Source organism: Micromonospora rifamycinica, from assembly GCF_900090265.1.
Classification (GTDB): domain Bacteria; phylum Actinomycetota; class Actinomycetes; order Mycobacteriales; family Micromonosporaceae; genus Micromonospora; species Micromonospora rifamycinica.
In genome coordinates, this window is the sequence record NZ_LT607752.1 from 3926822 (window position 1) to 3945158 (window position 18337).

An 18337-nucleotide genomic window follows, 5' to 3' on the forward strand; every position below is an offset into this window, starting at 1 on the left:
CCTCCGTCGGTACGACCGTTGGCGGGTCCGAAACCTTCGGTCACATTGCCCGCCGACGCGATTCGGAACCCCGCCCGCATTGTCGATTCGGCAGGGTCGCGGTGATGCCGTCTAATGACGGAAACCGGCCGGAGAAACGGCCCTAGTCTCGCCGACGACGATGTTTCCACCCGCCTTGGCAGGTCGTCCGACCTGTGGACGAACGCGCACCACGGCCCCGTCCGACCGGCGAGCCCGCCCCGACCGACAAGTGGGTGACGCGATGCCCAGCGTGCCGATCGGCACGACCGACGCCGGCACGGCCAGCCCGGGCGTTCCCCGCCGCCCCTCCCCGGTCTCGGCCGAGCTGGTCCGCTACGCCGGACTCGCCGCCGGGGCCGGCGCCGAGTTGGCCCCGTTGGCCCGGCTCCTCGACCAGGCCGACCGACGGCTGGCGCAGCCGATGCGGCTGGCCGTGGTCGGGCAGATCAAGCGGGGCAAGTCGACACTGGTCAACGCGCTGCTCGGCGAGGAGGTCGCGGCCACCGGCCAGCTCGAGCTGACCTTCACGGTCAACGAGCTGTGCCACCACGACCACCCGGTGGTCCGGGTCTTCTACCGCGACGGGGCGCCGGCCCGGGAGATGTCCCCGGAGCGGCTGCGTGAGCTGACCGTCAACGACCCGAGGCACCTGACCCACCTGCGCCGCATCCGCCGGGTGGAACTCGGCCTGCCCAACCCGCTGCTGCGCGCGTTCCGGCTGGTCGACACCCCGGGACTGGGCAGCGTGCACGTCACCGACTCGGCCAACACGCTCGACTTCCTCGGCCTGTCCAATCAGGACCTGGAGGGCTCCGCCGCCGAGCTGACCGGCACCCTGGACGCGCTCGACCGGACGGCCCGGGACGTACACCAGGACAGCAGCGCCGAGCTGCACCGGGCCGACGCGGTGCTCTACCTGTTCCGGCGCGGCCTGCACGAGACCGACAAGGCGGCCGTCGAGCAGTTCCTCGGCGGGGTCGACGGCCCGGTCACCCCGCTGAAGTCGTTCGGGGTGCTCAGCCGCTGTGACGACCTCTGGCCGCCGACCCCGGGCCTGCCCGGCAATCCCGACCGGCTCACCTTCGACCCGATGGCCGCCGGCCGTACCCTCGCCGAGGGCTACCTGCGCCGGGACGACATCCGGCGGCTCTTCTACACCGTGCTGCCGATCTCCGGTCTGGTCGGCATGGCCGCCCGGGCACTGACCGACGAGCACTTCACCTGGCTGGACGAGTTGGCCCGGGTGGACCTGCGCCGGCTCGCCCGGCGGGTGAGCGACGTCGGCACCTTCGGCCGGGCCGAGACGATCGAGGGCAGCGGGGTGCCGGCCGGGCACCGGCGGGAACTGCTCCGGGTGCTCGGCGGCTGGGGCATCGTCCAGGTCTGCCGCTACCTGCACGAGGACCGGCTGAGCCCGGCCCTGGTCCGGGACCGGCTGCGGGTGGACAGCGGCGTCACCACCCTCACCGAACTGATCACCAGCCACTTCGGCAACCGGGCCACGCTGCTGAAACTGTCCCACGGCCTGAACGACGTGAACCGCGAGATCGCCCGGATCCGGTTGGCCGGGCAGCGTACCGGCGAGGCGGTGCCGGCCGTGGTGGACGACATCGCCGCCGGGGTGGAGCGGCTGCGCGCCGAGACGCCGATGTTCGCCGAGTTCGACGCCCTCTCCGCGTACTACAACGGCGAGACGGCGCTCGACCCGGACGAGGCGGCCCAGCTGCTCCGGATCACCGGCGAGCACGGTCTCTCCTGCGCGGCCCGGCTCGGGCTGCCGGAGCAGAGCAGCGTGCAGGCCATCGTGGACCGGGCCGGGTCGCGGGTACGCGAGTGGGCCCGACGCGAGCAGGACCCGAGCCTGGACTGGCCGACCGGTCAGGCGGCCCGGGTGGTGCTGCGCGCGTACGAACGGGTCGAGCACCGGGCCCGGCAGGCCCGCCGACTGCTCGACGGCACCGACGACCTGATCGAACCGAACCCAGGTGAGCACGTGTGAGCCACGCCAGGAGGGCATCGTGAACGACCTCGAACACCTGCGCGACGACAGCATCGCCCTGATCGACCAGGTCACCGCCGCACTCGGTGACGAACTCCCGGCCGCCTCGGCGACCATGCTGGCGGGCTGCCGGGACCGGCTCCGCCACGCCCGCTACCACCTGGTCGTCTGCGGCGAGTTCCGGCAGGGCAAGTCGAGCCTGCTCAACGCCCTGGTGGAACGGCCTGGCCTCTTCCCGGTCGACATCGACGTCACCACCTCGGTGGTCACCGTGCTCCAGTGGGCCGAACGGGACACCGCCACGGTGCACTTCGCCGAGGATCCCGACGACCCGGAGGCGAGCCGCCCGCCGCTGCCGGTCGACCTCGCCGACCTGCCGGCCTACGTCACCGAGCAGGGCAACCCGGGCAACGAGAAGCGGGTCAGCCTGCTCGTCCTGGGTGCCCCGCTGGAGCAGCTCACACCGGGGCTGGTGCTGGTCGACACCCCCGGTATCGGCAGCGTCAATCCCGCCCACACCGCCGCCACCCGCGCCTTCCTGCCCCGCGCCGACGCGCTGATCTTCGTGTCCAGCGTGCTGGAGCCGGTCACCACCGCCGAACTCGACTTCCTCGCCGGTGCGCTGGCCCAGTGCCCGACCGTGCTCGTCACCATCACCCAGGCGGACAAGGTGGTCGAGCCGGAGCCGGTGGTCGAGGCGGCCCGTAACCGGATCGCCGAGGTCGCCGGACGGCCACCCGGGGAGCTGACCGTGCTCCCGGTCTCCGCGCTGCGCAAGTTCGACGCGCTGGAGGACGGGGATCCGGAGTTGCTGGACGGGTCCGGGTTCCCGGCGCTGGAACGGCACCTGTGGGGCGCGCTCGCCGGCACCGTCGGCGGACTGCGGATCGACGGCGAGCTGGAGACGGTGACCGCGCTGCTGGACGGCGCGGCGGCACCGGTGGCCATCGAGCTGGCCGGGCTGGTCGAGGACAGTTTCGGCGAGTTGGACGCCGAGCTGAAGGCGTCCCGGACGGCGGCGGAGAAGCTGCGCGGCGCGGGACAGCGCTGGCGGCGTACCGCCCGGGACGACCTCGACCGGGCGGCCCGGCCGGTCCGCGACCAGCTCAGCAGCGACTTCGACCGGATCGTCGACGAGTTCCGGCGCAGCCTGGACTCCGACGACGCCCTGACCGACCCGGCCGCGGTGGTTCGGCAGGTCTCCGACCAGATCGTGGACGCCGGCAGCCGGGCCGCCACCGACCTCCGGCGGGCCGTCGACGAGGTGGCCGAGCGGCACGCCACCCAGCTCGAGATCGAGTTGACCCTGCCCACTGTCGATCCGGACGGGCCGGCGCTGTCGGGTGCACCGGACGGGACGGCTCCGCCGGCGGGCGACTTCACACCCCCGCACCGGGCCAAGCAGACCTCCTTCGCCGCGTTCCGGACGAGCTGGGCCGGCGGCATGGCGTACGGCGGGGCCGGCACCCTCATCGGGGCGGCCGCCGGCAGCTTCGTCCCGGTCGTCGGCACCATCGTCGGCGGCATCCTGGGCGGGGTGATCGGTCAGCTCACCGGCTGGTTCGCCGGTCGGCGCGAGGCCCGGCTCCAGGCCGAACGCCAGCGCCGGCAGGACCAGGTCGGCGCGCTGCGCAGCCACGTGCTGCCGATGCTCGACTCGGCCCGACGGCGGGCCGAGCGGCAGCTCACCTATCAGGTCAAGGACTACGCCGACGCGCTGCTACTGGCGCTGGACAACCAGCTCGACGCCCAGGCCGAGGCGTACGCGATGACCGAACGCCGGCTGGTCGAGGCCCGTAGCCGGGGCGTACACGAGCGCAAGCTGCGGATAGCCCAGCTCGAGGAGCGGCTCGGCGTCTACGCCGGCCTCCAGGAGCGGGTCGACGCGACCCGGAGCCGGGCCCGCCGGCTGACCCACCGGTCGCCGGACGGCCCGGCGAACTGATCGGTGGTGACCGGTGGGACTGGTGTACGGCATCGACTTCGGCACCGCCACCTCGGCGGTGGCGGTCTGCGTCGACGGCGAACCGCCCCGGCTGCTCGACGACCCGACCGACCCGGCCGGCGGGGTCCTGGTGCCGACCTCGGTGTGCCTGGAACGGGACGGGTCGCTTTCGGTCGGCACTGCGGCGGAACGGAGCAAGCACCTCCGCCCGTACCGGTCCCGGTTCAAGGCCGGTTTCGGCGACCCGACGCCGTACCGGCTCGGCGACCGGGAGCTGCGGGCACCGGAACTCGCCGCCGAGGTGCTCCGGGCGCTGCGGCGGCGGGCCGAGCGGGCCGTGCCCGGTAAGCCTGACCTGGTGGTGCTCGCCGTGCCCGCCGCCTGGGCCGGCTACCAGCAGGGCCTGCTGCGCCACGCGGCCACCCTGGCCGGCTTCGACCCGCTGACGGTACGGCTGGTGGCCGAACCGCTGGCCGCGGCGGCGCAGGTGCTGGCCGAGGTCGGCCCGGCGCCGCTGACCGCCCTGTTCTGCGACTTCGGCGGCGGCACCTTCGACTGTGCCGTGGTCAACCGGTCCCGGCAGGGGGACTGGCAGGTGTTCGGCCCACCCGGGGGCCGGGCCGACCTCGGTGGCGGCCTGCTCGACCGGCTGATCCAGGACATCGTCCGGCAGAGCTTTCCCGGACCCGCCGCCGCACTGCTCGACGGCCCGGCGGTCGACCCGGACACCTTCCGGCGCCGGTTGCAGCTCAACGACACCTGCGAGCGGATCCGGGCGGCGCTCTCCACCGCCGCCACCCACCGGGAGTCGCTCACCGAGTTGGATCCGCCGGTGGCGCACGTGTTCACCCGGGAGCGCCTGGAGGACCTGGCCCGGCCGTACCTGCTACGGGCGGTGGCCGAGTGCGAACGGCTGCTCACCGAGCCCACTGTCGGTCTCGACCTCGGCTGGTCCGGGGTGGACCGGATCGTGCCGATCGGTGCGGTCGCCCGGATGCCGCTGGTCGGGCGGCTGCTCGCCCGGGGCTCCGGCCGGCCGGTGCTCGCCGTCGACGAGCCCGGGCTGGCGGTGGTACGCGGCGCGGCCCGGCTGGCCCGGCGGTGGGCGGCACCGACCCGCCACCGGGTCGCCGGCCCGCGCCCCGGTCCCGCCGTGCCTCCGGGCGACGCCCCGCCACCGCGCCCGGAGGTGGAGCTGGCCGCCGGGGCGATCCGGGTCGGTCGTCAGGTCTGTGCGCTCGCTCTCGCCCCGGTCGGTCCGGGGCTGGTCATCGGCGCACCCGGCGAGGTGCACCTGTGGTGGCTGCCGGCGGAGGAGCCCCGGTGGACCCGCCGGATCGGTGACTGGCAGGACGAGGTGTGCGGGGTGGCGTTCAGCCCGGACGGTCGCCGGGTGGCGGCGGCGAGCCGGGACGGCACGGTGGTGATCTGGACCGCCGACAGCGGTCGGGAGCTGGTCCGGGTGCGGCACCCGGGGCGGATCAACGCGGTCGCCTTCGACCCCGACGGGACGCGCTTCGCCACCGCCGGCAGCGACCAGAACGCCGTCATCTGGCACGCGGACTCGGGAGACCCACTCGGCAGCCTGCCGCACCCGCGCCGCGTGCAGGCGGTGGCGTTCAGCCCGGACGGTGCGCTGCTGGCCACCGGCTGCGGTGACGGCAGCACCCGGATCTGGCAGCTCTCCGGTGGACGGGAGCAGGCCGTGTGGTTCGGTGCCGACGCGGTCAACGCGCTGGCCTTCGACCACGACGGCAGCCGGGTGGCGGTCGCCGGCTACAACCGCACCGCGAGCGTGTGGCGGGTGGGTGACGGCGAACGGCTGACCACGGTACGACACGACGGCGCGGTGCAGGCGGTCGTCTTCGGCTGGGACGGCTCGGTGCTCGCCACCGCCGGTGACGACGGGTCGGCCCGGCTGTGGCGGCTGCCCGACGGCGCGGAGCTGGGTCGGGTCCGGCACGACGGCCGGGTACGCGGGCTGGCCGTGCACCGGGACCGTGCCCTGGTCACCGGCGGCCACGACCTGTTCGTCCGGATCACCCCGCAGCGGCTCGCCGACCCGAGCCGACGTTGACCGCTGACGCGGGCACGTGTTTGACCTCGCCCCAGGGGAATGGCCCAGGCTGGGCGGGTGGACGATGTGGAGCTGATCCTGCCCGGCGAGTTCGGCGCCGCGACCCGCCTGTCGTCGAAGGCGCTGCGGCTCTATGCCGAGCAGGGTCTGCTGGTGCCCGCAGCTACCGACCCGGCCACCGGCTACCGCCGCTACCGCCGTGATCAGATTCCCCGTGGTCGGCTGATCGCCCGGCTGCGCGTCCTGGGCCTGCCGCTGGCACGCGTCGCCACCTTGCTGGAGTTCAGCCCGCAGGCCCGCCAGGCCGAACTTCGCGCCTGGCTGGCAGCCCAGGAGGCCCAGCTTCGACGCCGACGCGAGCTGATCGAGGCCCTTGAGGGTGCCGCTGCACCGGTCACCGCCGCTCCGAGGCTGCGGTCGAGGCCACCACGCAAGCTGTTGGCTCAGGAACGGCGTGTGCACATCGGCGAACTGGACACCTTCGTCACCGACGCACAGCACCGCATCCGTGCCCGGCTGCGGGCGACCGACTTGCCCTGCGACGGGCCGACCCTGGTGCACTTCCACGGGTTCGTGACCCACGACAGCAACGGACCTGTCGAAGTCGCGGTGCCGTTCACCGGCTCCGTCGAACCCGTCGACGACCTGCGGGTCCGGCTGTCGCCGGCGGGCACCGACGTCTACCTGCCGGTCGCCGAAGCCGACGCCGGATTCCCCGACATCCTGCGCGCCTACGAGACGTTGGAGGCATGGATCGATGCGAACCGCCTGACCAGCCCTGCCAGCCCGGTCGAGATCCGACCCGGCACCGACGGTGCGCTCCTCGACGTCACCTACCCCGTCTCGACCAGCGGAGAAAGCTGAAGCATGCACCCCTACATCGGTTCCGGGCACTACTGCTACGCCAACTCGCTGGCGATGGCCCTCGGCCCGACGGCCCCCTCCCCGTCGATCATCGAAGTGCTGACCGGCTCGCCGTTCGGCATGCATCTGCTCGGCGGGCGGCTGCCGCTGTTCGATCCGTACGGCTGGGACGACCGGGGCATCGACGACGCGATCGCGCTGCTCGGCTGGACCTGCCGACGACAAGGTGCCGACGACAGCGAGCAGGCCCTGGCGATGCTCAACGCAGCGGTCACGACCGGCCCCGTCCTGGCCGGACCGCTGGAGATGGGCCTGCTGCGGCACGTGCCCGGAATGGCCGGACCAATCGGGTCGGACCACTTCGTCGCTGTCCTGGAAGCCGACGACACGCTGGTCCGGTTCCACGATCCGTACGGCTGCCCCTACGCGACCCTGCCGACCCGGGACTTCCTGGCCGCATGGCGTGCCGACACGATCACCTTCTACCACGCCGAGCCGTACACCATGCGTAGCCACTTCCAGCAGGTCCGCGAGACCACCACCGAGGCAGCGCTGCGCGCGGCCCTACCCGGCGCGGTCGCCTGGCTGCGCGGACGCGACGACCTCGCCGTGCCGCCCGGCACCATCGGCGGCGCCGCCGCGGTGCACCGCCTAGCTGACCTGGTTACCGACGGACTCGACCCCGAGACGCACGATCACCTGACACATTTCGCGATCAGGGTCGGCGCCCGGCGACTCACCGACGCCGCCACCGCACTGGCCAGCCTCGGCCGCGACGAGGCCGCCGTCATCGCTACCCGGCAGGCCCGGCTGGTCGGCAGCCTCCAACACGACATCGTCAACGGACACACGGCATCCGCCGCCCGAACGTTGCAGCACCTCGCCCCGACCTACGACCAACTGGCTGCCGTGCTCAGCTGACACCGCCGTGCCCGGAGCCGCCCAGCTCGAGGACGCCACCGAGCAGGTTACCACCGAGCACTACGTCGTCAGACCCGCCCATGCCCGGACAGCTCCGCCATCCTCGAACAGCTCGGGGCAGGTCCGGGGATCACCGGCCCTGCGCCTCAGGATCGCGGGAAGCGCAGGACCACGTCGACCCTGCACCCCGCCGACAGGTGCGCTGGACCTGATCGCCGGTCGGGGGATTCAGAACCACATCGACAAAGATGAGGCCCCGACCAGCGAACCTGCTGGTCAGGGCCTCCCTATGAGCCGCCTGACGGAATCGAACCGTCGACCTACGCATTACGAGTGCGTCGCTCTAGCCGACTGAGCTAAGGCGGCAACGATCGCCAAGTGTACGGCACATCCCGGCCCGGAACCTACGGGGCTCCCACCTCGCACCCGACCGAGCGGAGATCAACCAGCATCGGCGGCCGGCGCGGCAGTTAGGCTGCCCGGGTGAGCGACGACCACGCCGACCCGGACGCCGAGCACGCCCCCGGTGAGCGGGCCGTCCGACGGCCACGGGGCACCGATCCGGTGGAGTTGGGCTTCACCCCCCGCCGACCGGTCCCCTGGCTCGCGCCGTTCCTGCTGATCAGCACCGGTATCCGTACCCTGCTGGCGATGCTCTTCGGGGCGTACCTCGACAAGCGGGAGCTGCAGAACGCGCTCGACGCGCGGATCGGCACCCAGATCGGGCCGGACGGCGGGCTGTGGCTGGACTACGTGGCCGACCTGGGCGACGGGTTCGACGCCACGTACTCGGTGGCGTACCTGCTGGCCCAGCCGGAGCTGACCGTCGACGGGCACCGGCTGCCCCGGGCGCAGACCCTGGTGATGGGGGGCGACCAGGTCTACCCGTCAGCGGCCTACGAGGCGTACGAGGACCGGTGCAAGGGGCCGTACCAGGCGGCGCTGCCGGTCGCCCCACCGCAGCGGCCGACGCTGTTCGCCGTGCCCGGCAACCATGACTGGTACGACGGGCTGACCGCGTTCCTGCGGCTCTTCGTCCGCTCCCGGGACCGCAACTTCGGCGGCTGGGGCACCGGCCAGTCCCGGTCGTACTTCGCGGTGGAACTGCCGGCCGGGTGGTGGCTGCTCGGCCTGGACGACCAGTCCGGTTCCTACCTGGACGACCCGCAGCTCTCGTACTTCGACGAGGTGGCCCGCCGGCTCGGCCCCGACTCCCGGGTGATCCTGGCGGTGCCGGCACCGACCTGGGTGAAGTCGGTCGACCATCCCACCGCGTACGACTCGATCGACTACTTCGTCCGGACGATCATCGCGCCCACCGGGGCGCACGTCCGGCTGCTGGTCTCCGGCGACCTGCACCACTACGCCCGGTACGCCGGGCCGGAGCGGCAGCTCATCACGTGCGGCGGGGGCGGCGCGTACCTCTACCCGACGCACACCCTGCCCGAGCGGATCGAGGTCCCCCCGAAGGACACCCTGTCCCGCCGGGCCAGCCGCACCCGGGCGTACGACCTGGTGGCCCGGTTCCCGGACGCGGCCCGCTCCCGCCGGTACGGCTGGGGGGTCTTCCACCGGCTGCCCCGGCGCAACCCGGGCTTCGGCACCCTGCTCGGCACCCTGCACACGCTGCTGATGCTCGCCATGGCGGGCGTCGCGGCCAACCGGAACGGCACCGAGCAACGGCTGCTCAGCGTCCCCCTGGTGATCATGTTGGCGGTGACGCTGCTCGGCGCGGCCTTCTTCGCCCAGCCGCCCGGCGCCAGCGGGAAACGGCACGTCCGGCACTGGCTGCTCGGCGTCGGCCACGGGCTGGCGCACGTGGCGCTCGCGGTCGCCGGCACCTGGGCCTGGCTGCACCTGCCGTTCTACCACTGGCCGTGGCCGCTGCCGGCGGTCGCCGCCGCCGTGCTCTACGGACCGGTGATCGGGCTGGTCGCCACCCAGCTGGTGGCCGGGTACCTGCTGGTGGCGGGTGCTTTCGGGGTCAACGTGAACGAGCTGTTTGCCGGTCAGGGGATCGAGGACGCCAAGTCGTTCCTGCGGATGCGGATCGACCCGGACGGCACGCTGACCGTCTATCCGATCGCCGTCGACCGGGTCTGCCACGACTGGCAGCTCAACCCCGACCAGTCCCCGACCGCCTCCTGGCTGGCCCCCCGCACCCCACTGAACCCCCGCCTCGCCGAACCCCCGGTAACCCTCATCTGACCCACCCCACCCGCCCGCACCCACCCCGGCACGGACCGCGCCGCACACCCCGCGCCCCCACCCGACCACCCGCCGCTTCCACCACCCGCCTCCGCCGCCCGTCGCACATCGCCTGTCGAAGTTGATCAAGAGGTTTGCGTCACTCGCCGCGCCCGCACTGACGCAAACCTCTTGATCAACCCCGGTCGTCGTCGGCGGGCGGCGGCGCGGGCGGGGAGGTCAGGGAGTGGATCATGGACTTGAGGGCGTGGAACGCGGCTGAGCGCTCGGGGCCGGTCATGCCGGAGAGCATTCTGACCTCGACGGAACGGACTGCCGCGGTCGCCTGCTCCAGGCTCCGCCGGCCCCGGGGGGTGAGCCGTGCGGGGAGCGCCTTCCCGACGGGGGCCTCCGCGGGTCTGGTCACGTAGCCATCGCGTTCCAGATTCTGGAGCAGCACGTTCATCGTCTGCCGGGTCACGAACGCGCCCCGCGCGAGTTCGGAGTTCGACATGCCCGGTCGCTGCGCCAGCAGTTCGAGGCAGGCGTAGTGCGTCACGCCCATCCCGAGTGGTCGCAGCACCTCCTCCATGGCCGCCCGCAGGGCGCTCGACGCCTCCTTCAGCAGGTAGCCCAGCGACGTCTCCAGGTCGATGCCGGCATCAGCTTGACTCATGTCAGCATTCTGACATAACGTGAACATGTCAGGAACCTGACATGACTGAAGGAGCATCACATGCCCGTCACCGGCCCCGACTTCATCTCGCTCCAGGCGCGCGACCTCGCCGCCTCGCAGGCGTTCTACCAGCGCTACCTCGGCCTCGTCCGCTCGCCGGCCGGGCCACCGCACGCCGTCGTCTTCGCCACCACACCGATCGCGTTCGCCCTGCGCGACGTCGTCCCCGGCACCGATCTCGCCTCCGCCGCCCGGCCCGGCATCGGTGCCGCGATCTGGCTCCACGCCACGGACGTGCAGGCCATCCACGACGCGCTCGTCACCGACGGGCACACCATCGTCTCCGCGCCGGTCGACGGCCCCTTCGGCCGGACGTTCACCTTCGCCGACCCCGACGGCTACCACGTCACCCTGCACGACCGCGCCTGACGGGCCGGGCCCGACACCCGTGAAGTGCCGGTCAGCTCGCGGCCCCTCCGGGGCCGGCCAGGTCGCGGCTCTCGTAGGCGCTGCGGGAGCCGCAGACGTCGGCGCGGGAGCACATGGAGCGCGAGCCGTCCGCGTCCAGCCGGACGGTCACCGCGTCCCTCGGGACGCTGTGGCCGACCACCCGGCCCTCCCCCTCGGGCGTGGTGACGCGGCTGCCCACCGCCGGGGCGGACTCGGTGAACTTGGCGTACAGCGGATGCTCGTACTTGAGGCAGCACATCAGCCGGCCGCAGGCCCCGGAGATCCGCAGCGGATTGAGCGGGAGGTCCTGGTCCTTGGCCATCCGGATGGTCACCGGCTCGAAGTCGTTGAGGAAGGTGGCGCAGCACAGGTCCCGGCCGCAGGAGCCGATGCCGCCCTGCACCCGGGCCGAATCCCGGGCGGAGAGCTGGCGCAGCTCCACCCGGCAGTGCAGGGTCGCCCCGAGGTCCCGCACCAGGGAGCGGAAGTCCACCCGGTGCGGGGCGGTGAAGTAGACCGTCGTCCGGTCACCGGTGCCCTCGGTGGCGGCCAGGACGTGGTCCACCGCCACCACCTTCATCGGCAGGCCGTGCTCCCGGATCAGCCGCTTCGCGGCCACCTTCGCCTCGGCCTTGCGCCGCCGCAGCATCTCGTCGCGGCGCAGGTCGTCGTCTCCGGCCAGGCCGGCCAGCTTCGGAAAGCCGTCGGTCTCCTCGGTGACCCACTGCGCCGACCAGACGCACTCTGCCACCTCGGGGCCGTCGTCGGTGGGGACGAGCACCCGGTCGCCGACCTGCGGACGGAACTCCCCCGGGTCGAGGTAGTAGAGCCGCCCGTACCGGTTGAAGCTGACCGCGCAGAGCATGCCCATGACATCAGCCTACGACGGCCGGCCGGAACCGGGCCGGACGCGGCTTCGCGGAGCCGGATCGGGTCACGGTCAGCCGATCCGCAACGGGCCGCCGTGGTACGACGGGCCGCCGGTCGACCGCCAGGTCGACTCGGCCAGGCTGGGCGACCACTGGCGCAGCAGCGTCTCCGCCCCGTCGTAGGCCACCCCGAGCACCGACAGCACCCGGGTGGCGATCTCGGCCGCCGCACCGGCCCCGGCGGCGGACCCGGCACCGGGGCCGGTCGCCGCCCTGACCCGTACCGCCTCGGTGGAGCCGAGCACCTCGGCCAGCACCCGGGCCACCGCCAACCGGCTGCCCTCCACCCAGTCGGCCAGCGCGTCGGCGTAACCGGCGGTCGACTCCAACCGGCCCACCAGGCTCTCCGGCCCCTCGTCCAGGTGCCGCAGCAGGGCGGTGCGGGCCTCGTCGTAGGACGACCCGGCCGGACCGGACCAGACACCCGGGTCGGTGAGGGCGGCGCAGGCGTCGTCGTACCCCCGGACGAGCCGGCGCACGGCGTGCCCGGCGGTCGCCAACGGCGCGGGGTGCAGGTCGAGGAAGGCGCGCAGGGCCTCCCCCGGCAGCAGTTGCATCCGGCGCAGCAACGGCCAGACCGGATGCGCCTCGGGGGCACCGGCGGCGAGCAGGGTGTCCACCCGGGCGAGCAGGTCCAGGCCGGGCTCGGCGAGCCGGTCCAGCGGGTCCATCACGGCTCCCCGGCCAGCCGACGGCGGGCGGCGTCGTCGGTGGTGGCGTAGCGGTCGGCGGCGGTGCGGACGGCCGACGCGGCAGCCGCCAGCCGGGCGGCGGCGGCACCCGCCTCGCGGGCCCGGCCGTCGGTGGCGGTGGTCCACTGCCGGTGCAGCGCCCGACCGATCTCGCCGGGGCGACCGGCGGAGTGCGCGCCGAAGGCCGGGTGCGGCGGATCGCTCGCGGTGACCGTACGGGCGAGTGCGGCGAGGGTCGCGCTGGCCTCGTCGAGCCGGGCGGCGAGGGCACGCAGGGCGTCCACCTCAGGCCCCCGTCAGGGGACGGTAGGCGGTGAAGGTCTCGTTGTGCAGCTTCTCCCGGGCCCACTGGGCGGCGTCGGCGGCGGCGGTGACGGCGGCCTGCACCGAACCGGCCACGTCCCGGGGGTGCCGGGTGTGCAGCGGGCCGAGGAAGCGCACGTCGGTGATCCGGCCCCCGGCGGTCACCACCACCTCGACCAGCCCGTCGGGCGAGCGGACGGTCACCTCGACGGTGTCGACCGCCCGGTCGAACTCGGCCTGGAGGGACTCGATCCGGCGGTACCGCCGCACCGCCTCCTCGATCCACGCCTCGTCGATCTCGCCGCGCGGCATCCGATCTCCCCCCAGGTAGACCTCACCCTGCGTGCCACCACGATCACCGCGGCTCACCGGGACCGTACCGCACGTCGTCAACACGTGTCGATGGGCGGAAACGGGGGGTCAGCCGCGCCAGAGGGAGAGCATCATCGCCTCCACGGCGATCCGGGGTTTGACGTTCGCCTCGATCGCCGCCCGGCACGCCAGCACCGCCTCCAACCGGCGCAACGCGCCCTCGGGCGCCCACTTCTGCCCACCCGCCTCGGCCAGCGTGGCGGTGTCGGTGTGCACCGGAGCAACCGGTGCCCGCAGCGCCGAGGTCAGCGCGTCCCGGTAGAAGCCGGCCAGGTCCACCAGCGCCCGGTCCAGGGCGTCCCGCTGCGCCCGGGTGGCCCGGGACTTCTGCCGCTTCTCCAGCTCCTTGAGCTGTCCGGCGGAACCCCGGGTGGCACCCGCCGCGCCCCGGCCGGTGCCGCCCGCGCCCAGGGCGGTCTGCAACGCGGCCCGCTCGGCCGCGTCGGTCTCCGCCACCGCGGCCTCCGCCTCCGCCTCGGCCGCCCCGATCAGCGCCGACGCCGCGTCCAGCGCGGTGCCCACACCGGTCAGCCGGCGCGGCACCGCCAGCACCGCGTCCCGACGCCCGCGCGCCTCCGGGTCGCCGGCCAGCCGCCGGGCCCGCCCGACGTGCCCCTGCGCGGCGGCGGCCACCCACTGCGCCACGTCGGGCGCGATGCCGTCCCGCCGGACCAGCATCTCGGCAACCGCCGCCGCCGAGGGCTGCCGCAGGGGTACGACCCGACAGCGCGACCGGATCGTCACCGAGACGTCATCCGGGTGGGTGGACGGGGCACAGAGCAGGAACACCGTCCGGGGCGGCGGTTCCTCGACGGCCTTGAGCAGCGCGTTGCCGGCCGCCTCGGTGAGCCGGTCGGCATCCTCGATGATCACCACCTGCCAGCGTCCACCGGACGGGGTGCTCGCCGCCCGGAGCACCAGGGCACGCATCTCGCCCACGCCGATGGAGAGCCCCTCGGGGGCCACCAGTCGGACGTCGGCGTGGGTGCCGGTGAGCGTGGTGTGGCAACCGGGACAGGTGCCGCAGCCGGTGCCGTGCACGCACTGGAGGGCGGCGGCGAAGGCACGGGCGGCCACCGAACGACCGGAACCCGGCGGGCCGGTGAAGATCCAGGCGTGGGTCATCCCGGCCCCCGGGTCTTCGGTCGGCCCGTCCGCGACGGGGGCGGCACGCAGCACGGCGGCGGCCGACGCGGCGGCCCGGCGCAGCGTGTCGACCGCCTCGTCCTGCCCGACCAGATCGGCGAAGACGTCCGGCATCAGGTGCGGTGCTCCACGCCCACCAGCTCCGTTTCGGATAACTCGGGCTGGACCGAGGTGTCCGGCCCGTGCGCCGGCCGGGGGTGCACGATGCCCGCCGGGTCCACCAGGAGTTCGTCGACCCGGCGGGCGACCAGGCCGGCGATCTCCTCGATCGGGCGGGCCGCGTCGAGCACCAGGTAACGCTTCGGGTCGTTGGCGGCGAGGTCGAGGAAGGCGTAGCGGACCCGCTCGTGGAAGGCGACGGACTCGGCCTCCAGCCGGTCGGCCCCCCGGTTGCGGGCGGCCGCCCGGGACAGGCCGGTGCGCGGGTCGATGTCCAGGAGCACCACCAGGTCGGGCTTGAGGCCGCCGGTGGCCCAGGAGGAGAGCCAGGAGACCTCCTCGACCGGCAGCGTACGACCGGCGCCCTGGTAGGCCAGGGACGAGTCGACGTACCGGTCGCTGATCACCACCGCGCCCCGGATCAGGGCGGGCCGGACGACGGTGGCGACGTGGTGGGCGCGGTCGGCGGCGTACAGCAGCGCCTCGGCGCGCGGCGACGGCGCGTCCGCGCCGGAGTCCTCCAGCACCATGGCCCGGATCCGCTCGCCCATCACCGTGGCGCCCGGCTCGCGGGTCACCACCACGTCCCGGCCCTGCTCGCGCAGGCGGGTGGCGAGTGTCTCCAGCTGGGTGGACTTGCCGCCCCCCTCGCCGCCCTCGAAGACCACGAACAGCCCGTTGGAGACGAACGGCTCGGCCGGCATCAGCGGCCGGCCCCGCATCGAACCCCACAGGTCGGCCAGGACCGGCACGCCCTTCTTGTCGTCCATCTGACCGAACGCGCTGACCCCGGCGAAGATCCCGGCCAGGCCGGCGGCGAGCAGCAGCAGCCGGGTGGAGGAGACCGAGATGCCGAGGTCGGCGATGGTGAGCTGGCGCGAGCCGCCGACCCCGACCAGCAGGCTGCTCAGCGCGATGGCCAGGATCAGCACCAACCGGGTGCCGATCTGCACGACGGCGAAGACCCGGCCGCGTACCTCGTCGGCGACCTCGCCGCCGAGCAGCGTGGTGCCGGCGAGGAAGGCCATCCCGGCACCCGCGCCGACCATGATCGCGCCGAGGATCGCCATCGACAGGTGGATGGCGAAGGCCAACACCAGGACGGAGGCGCTGGCCAGCACGATGCTCATGCCGAACCAGCGGCGGCGGGACATGTCCCGGACGATCATCGGGCCGAGCCCGATGCCGATCGCCAGGCCGATGAAGATCGCGCCGAACAGCATGTAGAACGCGGCGTCGCCGGCACCGAGCGAGGCGGCGAAGAACTTGGCGGTGCCGATCACGATGCCGCCGCCGGCGAACGCGCCGAAGATGCCCAGCACCAGGCCGCGGACCAGCGGGGTCTGGCCGATGAACTTCCAGCCCTCGGTGAACTGGCTGAACATGCCCTGCTCGGCGCGTTCGCCCCGCTCCCGGGCCTGGGCCTGGCTGATCTCCTTGATGCCGAACGCCACCACCAGCGCGGTGGCCAGCCGGGAGAGGGAGTTGAACCAGAGGGCGAGCTGGGCCGGCTCGGCCCAGCTCGGCATCTCGCCGCCGGTGACCCCCCGCACGCTGCGGTCCAGCACCGCCAGGGCGATCGCGGCGGCGACCGGGGTCAGGCCGTACGTGGTGATCAGGGTGAGCTGGTTGGCCGTCTCCAGCCGGGCGCGTGGGATGAGGTTGGGGACCGCGGCCTCCTTGGCCGGGATCCAGAGCAGTGTGATCGACTCGATCAGGAAGGTGGCGACCGCCGCCCAGGTGACCACCACGCCGCCCCGGACACCGAGCAGCGCGACCAGCGGGATCGAGGCGAACAGCAGGAACCGCAGCAGGTCGCAGATGACCATCGTCCAGCGCCGGTCGAACCGGTCGGCGAGCACGCCGGCCACCGGCCCGAGCACCAGCGCCGGGAGCAGCCGGATCGCGATCACGCCACCGAAGACGGCACCCTGGGCGGTGCTGCCGGAGACCTGCGCGGCGGCGAAGACGGAGGTGGCGAGCAGGCCGAGCCAGTCACCGAAGGAGGCCGCGCCGAGCACGATCCAGAGCCGCCGGAACGGTCGGATGCGCAGGACCGACCGGATCGCCGCAGCTCCGGACCGGTCGGTCTGGGCGGCACCGGTGGGCGGTGTGCCGGGCGACGACGCGCCGGACGACTCGCCGTGCTGCTGGCTTTCGATGGCCGTACCTCCACGTGCCGGCCCAACTCTGGGCAGTCCCGGTGGAACACTCTAGACCCGGTGGGAGCCTCCCCACCGGCGACATTCTCCTGCTCGCCGAGCCTAGGCCGCTGATGCCATCGACCGCAGCCCGGTAGTACGTGAGGGTATTTCGCATTGCCGTCCGGACAGTTAGCGTGCATTCGTGGCCATCGACAGCAACACCCTGCGCGAACGCCTCGACAAGGCGACCGCCGACCTCGACCCGCCCTACGCCGTGGTGGACCTCACCGCCTACGACGCCAACGCCGCCGCGCTGGCCGCCCGCAGCGCCGGCAAGCCGGTCCGCGCCGCCAGCAAGTCGATCCGGGCCCGGGACCTGCTCGCCCGGGCACTCGGGCAGCCGGGCTGGGCCGGCGTGATGGCCTTCACCCTGGCCGAGGCGAACTGGCTGGTCCGCTGCGGCGCGACCGACGACGCGCTGGTCGCCTACCCGACCGCCGACCGGGGGGCACTCGCCGAGCTGGCCGCCGACCCACAACTCGCCGCAGCGGTCACCCTCATGATCGACAGCACCGAACAGCTGGACCTGATCGACACGGTGTGCCCCCCGGGCCGCCGCTCGGCACTGCGGGTCTGCCTCGACCTGGACGCCTCCTGGCGACCCCTGCGCGGGCGGGTGCACGTCGGGGTGCGCCGCTCGCCGGTGCACAGCGCCCGCGCCGCCGGCACGCTGGCCGCCGCCGTCGGCCGCCGGGCCGGTTTCCGGCTGGTCGGCCTGATGTCGTACGAGGCACAGATCGCCGGCCTCGGGGACGCCCCGCCGGGACAGGCCGCGCTCAGCGCCGCGATCCGGATCGCCCAGCGCGGGTCGTACCGCGAACTGCTGGCCCGGCGGGGCGCGGCGGTCGCCGCCGTCCGCGAACACGCCGACCTGGAATTCGTCAACGGCGGCGGCACCGGCAGCGTGGCCGCCACCAGCGCCGACCCGGCGGTCACCGAGGTCACCGCCGGCTCGGGGCTGTACGGCCCGACGCTGTTCGACGCGTACCGGGCCTGGCGGCCGACCCCGGCGGCGTTCTTCGCCTGCGCGGTGGTCCGCCGACCGACACCGGAGATCGTCACCGTGCTCGGCGGCGGGTGGATCGCCTCCGGCCCGGCCGCGACGAGCCGGCTGCCCCGGCCCTGGCTGCCGGCCGGGCTGGCGCTGGTCGGCAGCGAGGGCGCGGGCGAGGTGCAGACCCCGCTCACCGGCGCCGCCGCGGCCGACCTACGGATCGGCGACCGGGTGTGGTTCCGGCACGCCAAGGCGGGCGAACTCTGCGAACGGGTCAACGAGCTGCACCTGGTCGACGGCGACACGATCGTCGCCACGGTGCCCACCTACCGGGGCGAGGGCCACGCCTTCCTCTGACGGCGACCGGGAGCGGGTCCACCCGGCGACGACCGGGGTCC

The 18337-nt window shown here is 73.7% G+C and carries 15 protein-coding genes and 1 tRNA gene; 8 read left to right on the top strand and 8 right to left on the bottom strand.

Annotated features, from left to right (window positions below; translation table 11 throughout):
• Positions 1 to 262: 262 nt before the first annotated feature.
• From GA0070623_RS16105 to GA0070623_RS16125, 5 genes are read left to right on the top strand one after another with little or no spacing between them, the layout of a single operon-like run.
• Positions 263 to 2020, top strand: coding sequence for a dynamin family protein (locus GA0070623_RS16105; RefSeq protein ID WP_157746978.1), 1758 nt, complete (start codon positions 263 to 265; stop codon positions 2018 to 2020).
• A gap of 19 nt (positions 2021 to 2039) precedes the next feature.
• The gene (locus tag GA0070623_RS16110; protein ID WP_157517417.1) at positions 2040 to 3965 is read left to right on the top strand and encodes a dynamin family protein; all 1926 of its coding nucleotides are present in this window, start codon (positions 2040 to 2042) and stop codon (positions 3963 to 3965) included.
• Between the two features lie 13 nt (positions 3966 to 3978).
• Positions 3979 to 6042 carry an Hsp70 family protein gene (locus GA0070623_RS16115; protein WP_067300336.1) on the top strand — a complete coding sequence of 688 codons (2064 nt, stop codon included), beginning with the start codon at positions 3979 to 3981 and terminating at the stop codon, positions 6040 to 6042.
• A 57-nt stretch (positions 6043 to 6099) separates the two neighbouring features.
• On the top strand, positions 6100 to 6906 hold the full coding sequence (locus GA0070623_RS16120) for a MerR family transcriptional regulator (RefSeq protein ID WP_231932388.1): 807 nt from the start codon (positions 6100 to 6102) through the stop codon (positions 6904 to 6906).
• A gap of 3 nt (positions 6907 to 6909) precedes the next feature.
• Positions 6910 to 7827 (top strand): hypothetical protein, encoded by a 918-nt coding sequence (locus GA0070623_RS16125; protein WP_067300338.1) that lies wholly within the window; start codon positions 6910 to 6912, stop codon positions 7825 to 7827.
• A 292-nt stretch (positions 7828 to 8119) separates the two neighbouring features.
• On the opposite strand, the gene GA0070623_RS16130 is transcribed toward GA0070623_RS16125, so the two are convergent.
• Positions 8120 to 8193: transfer RNA gene (locus tag GA0070623_RS16130), tRNA-Thr, on the bottom strand.
• A 117-nt stretch (positions 8194 to 8310) separates the two neighbouring features.
• On the opposite strand from GA0070623_RS16130, the gene GA0070623_RS16135 reads away from it, so the two are divergent.
• Entirely contained in the window at positions 8311 to 10035 is a 1725-nt protein-coding gene (locus tag GA0070623_RS16135; RefSeq protein WP_067300340.1) for a metallophosphoesterase family protein, read from the top strand.
• A gap of 175 nt (positions 10036 to 10210) precedes the next feature.
• Here the strand turns inward: GA0070623_RS16135 and GA0070623_RS16140 are convergent, their stop codons facing one another.
• Positions 10211 to 10690 (bottom strand): MarR family winged helix-turn-helix transcriptional regulator, encoded by a 480-nt coding sequence (locus tag GA0070623_RS16140; protein WP_067300631.1) that lies wholly within the window; start codon positions 10688 to 10690, stop codon positions 10211 to 10213.
• Between the two features lie 60 nt (positions 10691 to 10750).
• On the opposite strand from GA0070623_RS16140, the gene GA0070623_RS16145 reads away from it, so the two are divergent.
• The gene (locus GA0070623_RS16145) at positions 10751 to 11119 is read left to right on the top strand and encodes a VOC family protein (protein WP_067300341.1); all 369 of its coding nucleotides are present in this window, start codon (positions 10751 to 10753) and stop codon (positions 11117 to 11119) included.
• A gap of 31 nt (positions 11120 to 11150) precedes the next feature.
• Here GA0070623_RS16145 and GA0070623_RS16150 read toward each other — a convergent pair whose 3' ends face one another.
• From GA0070623_RS16150 to tmk, 6 genes are all read right to left on the bottom strand, one after another.
• Entirely contained in the window at positions 11151 to 12011 is an 861-nt protein-coding gene (locus tag GA0070623_RS16150) for a PSP1 domain-containing protein (RefSeq protein ID WP_067300343.1), read from the bottom strand.
• Between the two features lie 69 nt (positions 12012 to 12080).
• Entirely contained in the window at positions 12081 to 12740 is a 660-nt protein-coding gene (locus tag GA0070623_RS16155; RefSeq protein WP_067300636.1) for a hypothetical protein, read from the bottom strand.
• Positions 12740 to 13045: a hypothetical protein gene (locus GA0070623_RS16160; protein ID WP_067300344.1), complete on the bottom strand. Its 306-nt coding sequence runs from the start codon at positions 13043 to 13045 to the stop codon at positions 12740 to 12742. The genes GA0070623_RS16155 and GA0070623_RS16160 overlap by 1 nt, the downstream gene beginning before the upstream one ends.
• A gap of 1 nt (position 13046) precedes the next feature.
• Positions 13047 to 13376, bottom strand: coding sequence for a YbaB/EbfC family nucleoid-associated protein (locus GA0070623_RS16165; RefSeq protein WP_067300639.1), 330 nt, complete (start codon positions 13374 to 13376; stop codon positions 13047 to 13049).
• Positions 13377 to 13484: 108 nt separating this feature from the next.
• Positions 13485 to 14696 carry a DNA polymerase III subunit delta' gene (locus GA0070623_RS16170; protein WP_067300346.1) on the bottom strand — a complete coding sequence of 404 codons (1212 nt, stop codon included), beginning with the start codon at positions 14694 to 14696 and terminating at the stop codon, positions 13485 to 13487.
• Positions 14696 to 16762 (bottom strand): dTMP kinase, encoded by a 2067-nt coding sequence (tmk, locus tag GA0070623_RS16175; protein ID WP_067300349.1) that lies wholly within the window; start codon positions 16760 to 16762, stop codon positions 14696 to 14698. Before tmk ends, GA0070623_RS16170 begins: the two co-directional genes overlap by 1 nt.
• Before the next feature lie 325 nt (positions 16763 to 17087).
• Between tmk and GA0070623_RS16180 the strand changes: the two genes are divergently transcribed.
• Positions 17088 to 18296, top strand: a complete 1209-nt coding sequence (locus GA0070623_RS16180; protein WP_067300355.1) for an amino acid deaminase/aldolase — start codon at positions 17088 to 17090, stop codon at positions 18294 to 18296.
• Positions 18297 to 18337 lie beyond the last annotated feature (41 nt).

Excerpts from the sequence above, each read along its gene's own strand:
- GA0070623_RS16105 (WP_157746978.1), top strand. The coding sequence starts at position 263 with ATGCCCAGCGTGCCGATCGGCACGACCGACGCCGGCACGGCCAGCCCG.
- GA0070623_RS16125 (WP_067300338.1), top strand. The coding sequence starts at position 6,910 with ATGCACCCCTACATCGGTTCCGGGCACTACTGCTACGCCAACTCGCTG.
- GA0070623_RS16140 (WP_067300631.1), bottom strand. The coding sequence starts at position 10,690 with ATGAGTCAAGCTGATGCCGGCATCGACCTGGAGACGTCGCTGGGCTAC.
- GA0070623_RS16145 (WP_067300341.1), top strand. The coding sequence starts at position 10,751 with ATGCCCGTCACCGGCCCCGACTTCATCTCGCTCCAGGCGCGCGACCTC.
- GA0070623_RS16150 (WP_067300343.1), bottom strand. The coding sequence starts at position 12,011 with ATGGGCATGCTCTGCGCGGTCAGCTTCAACCGGTACGGGCGGCTCTAC.
- GA0070623_RS16155 (WP_067300636.1), bottom strand. The coding sequence starts at position 12,740 with ATGGACCCGCTGGACCGGCTCGCCGAGCCCGGCCTGGACCTGCTCGCC.
- GA0070623_RS16165 (WP_067300639.1), bottom strand. The coding sequence starts at position 13,376 with ATGCCGCGCGGCGAGATCGACGAGGCGTGGATCGAGGAGGCGGTGCGG.
- GA0070623_RS16170 (WP_067300346.1), bottom strand. The coding sequence starts at position 14,696 with ATGCCGGACGTCTTCGCCGATCTGGTCGGGCAGGACGAGGCGGTCGAC.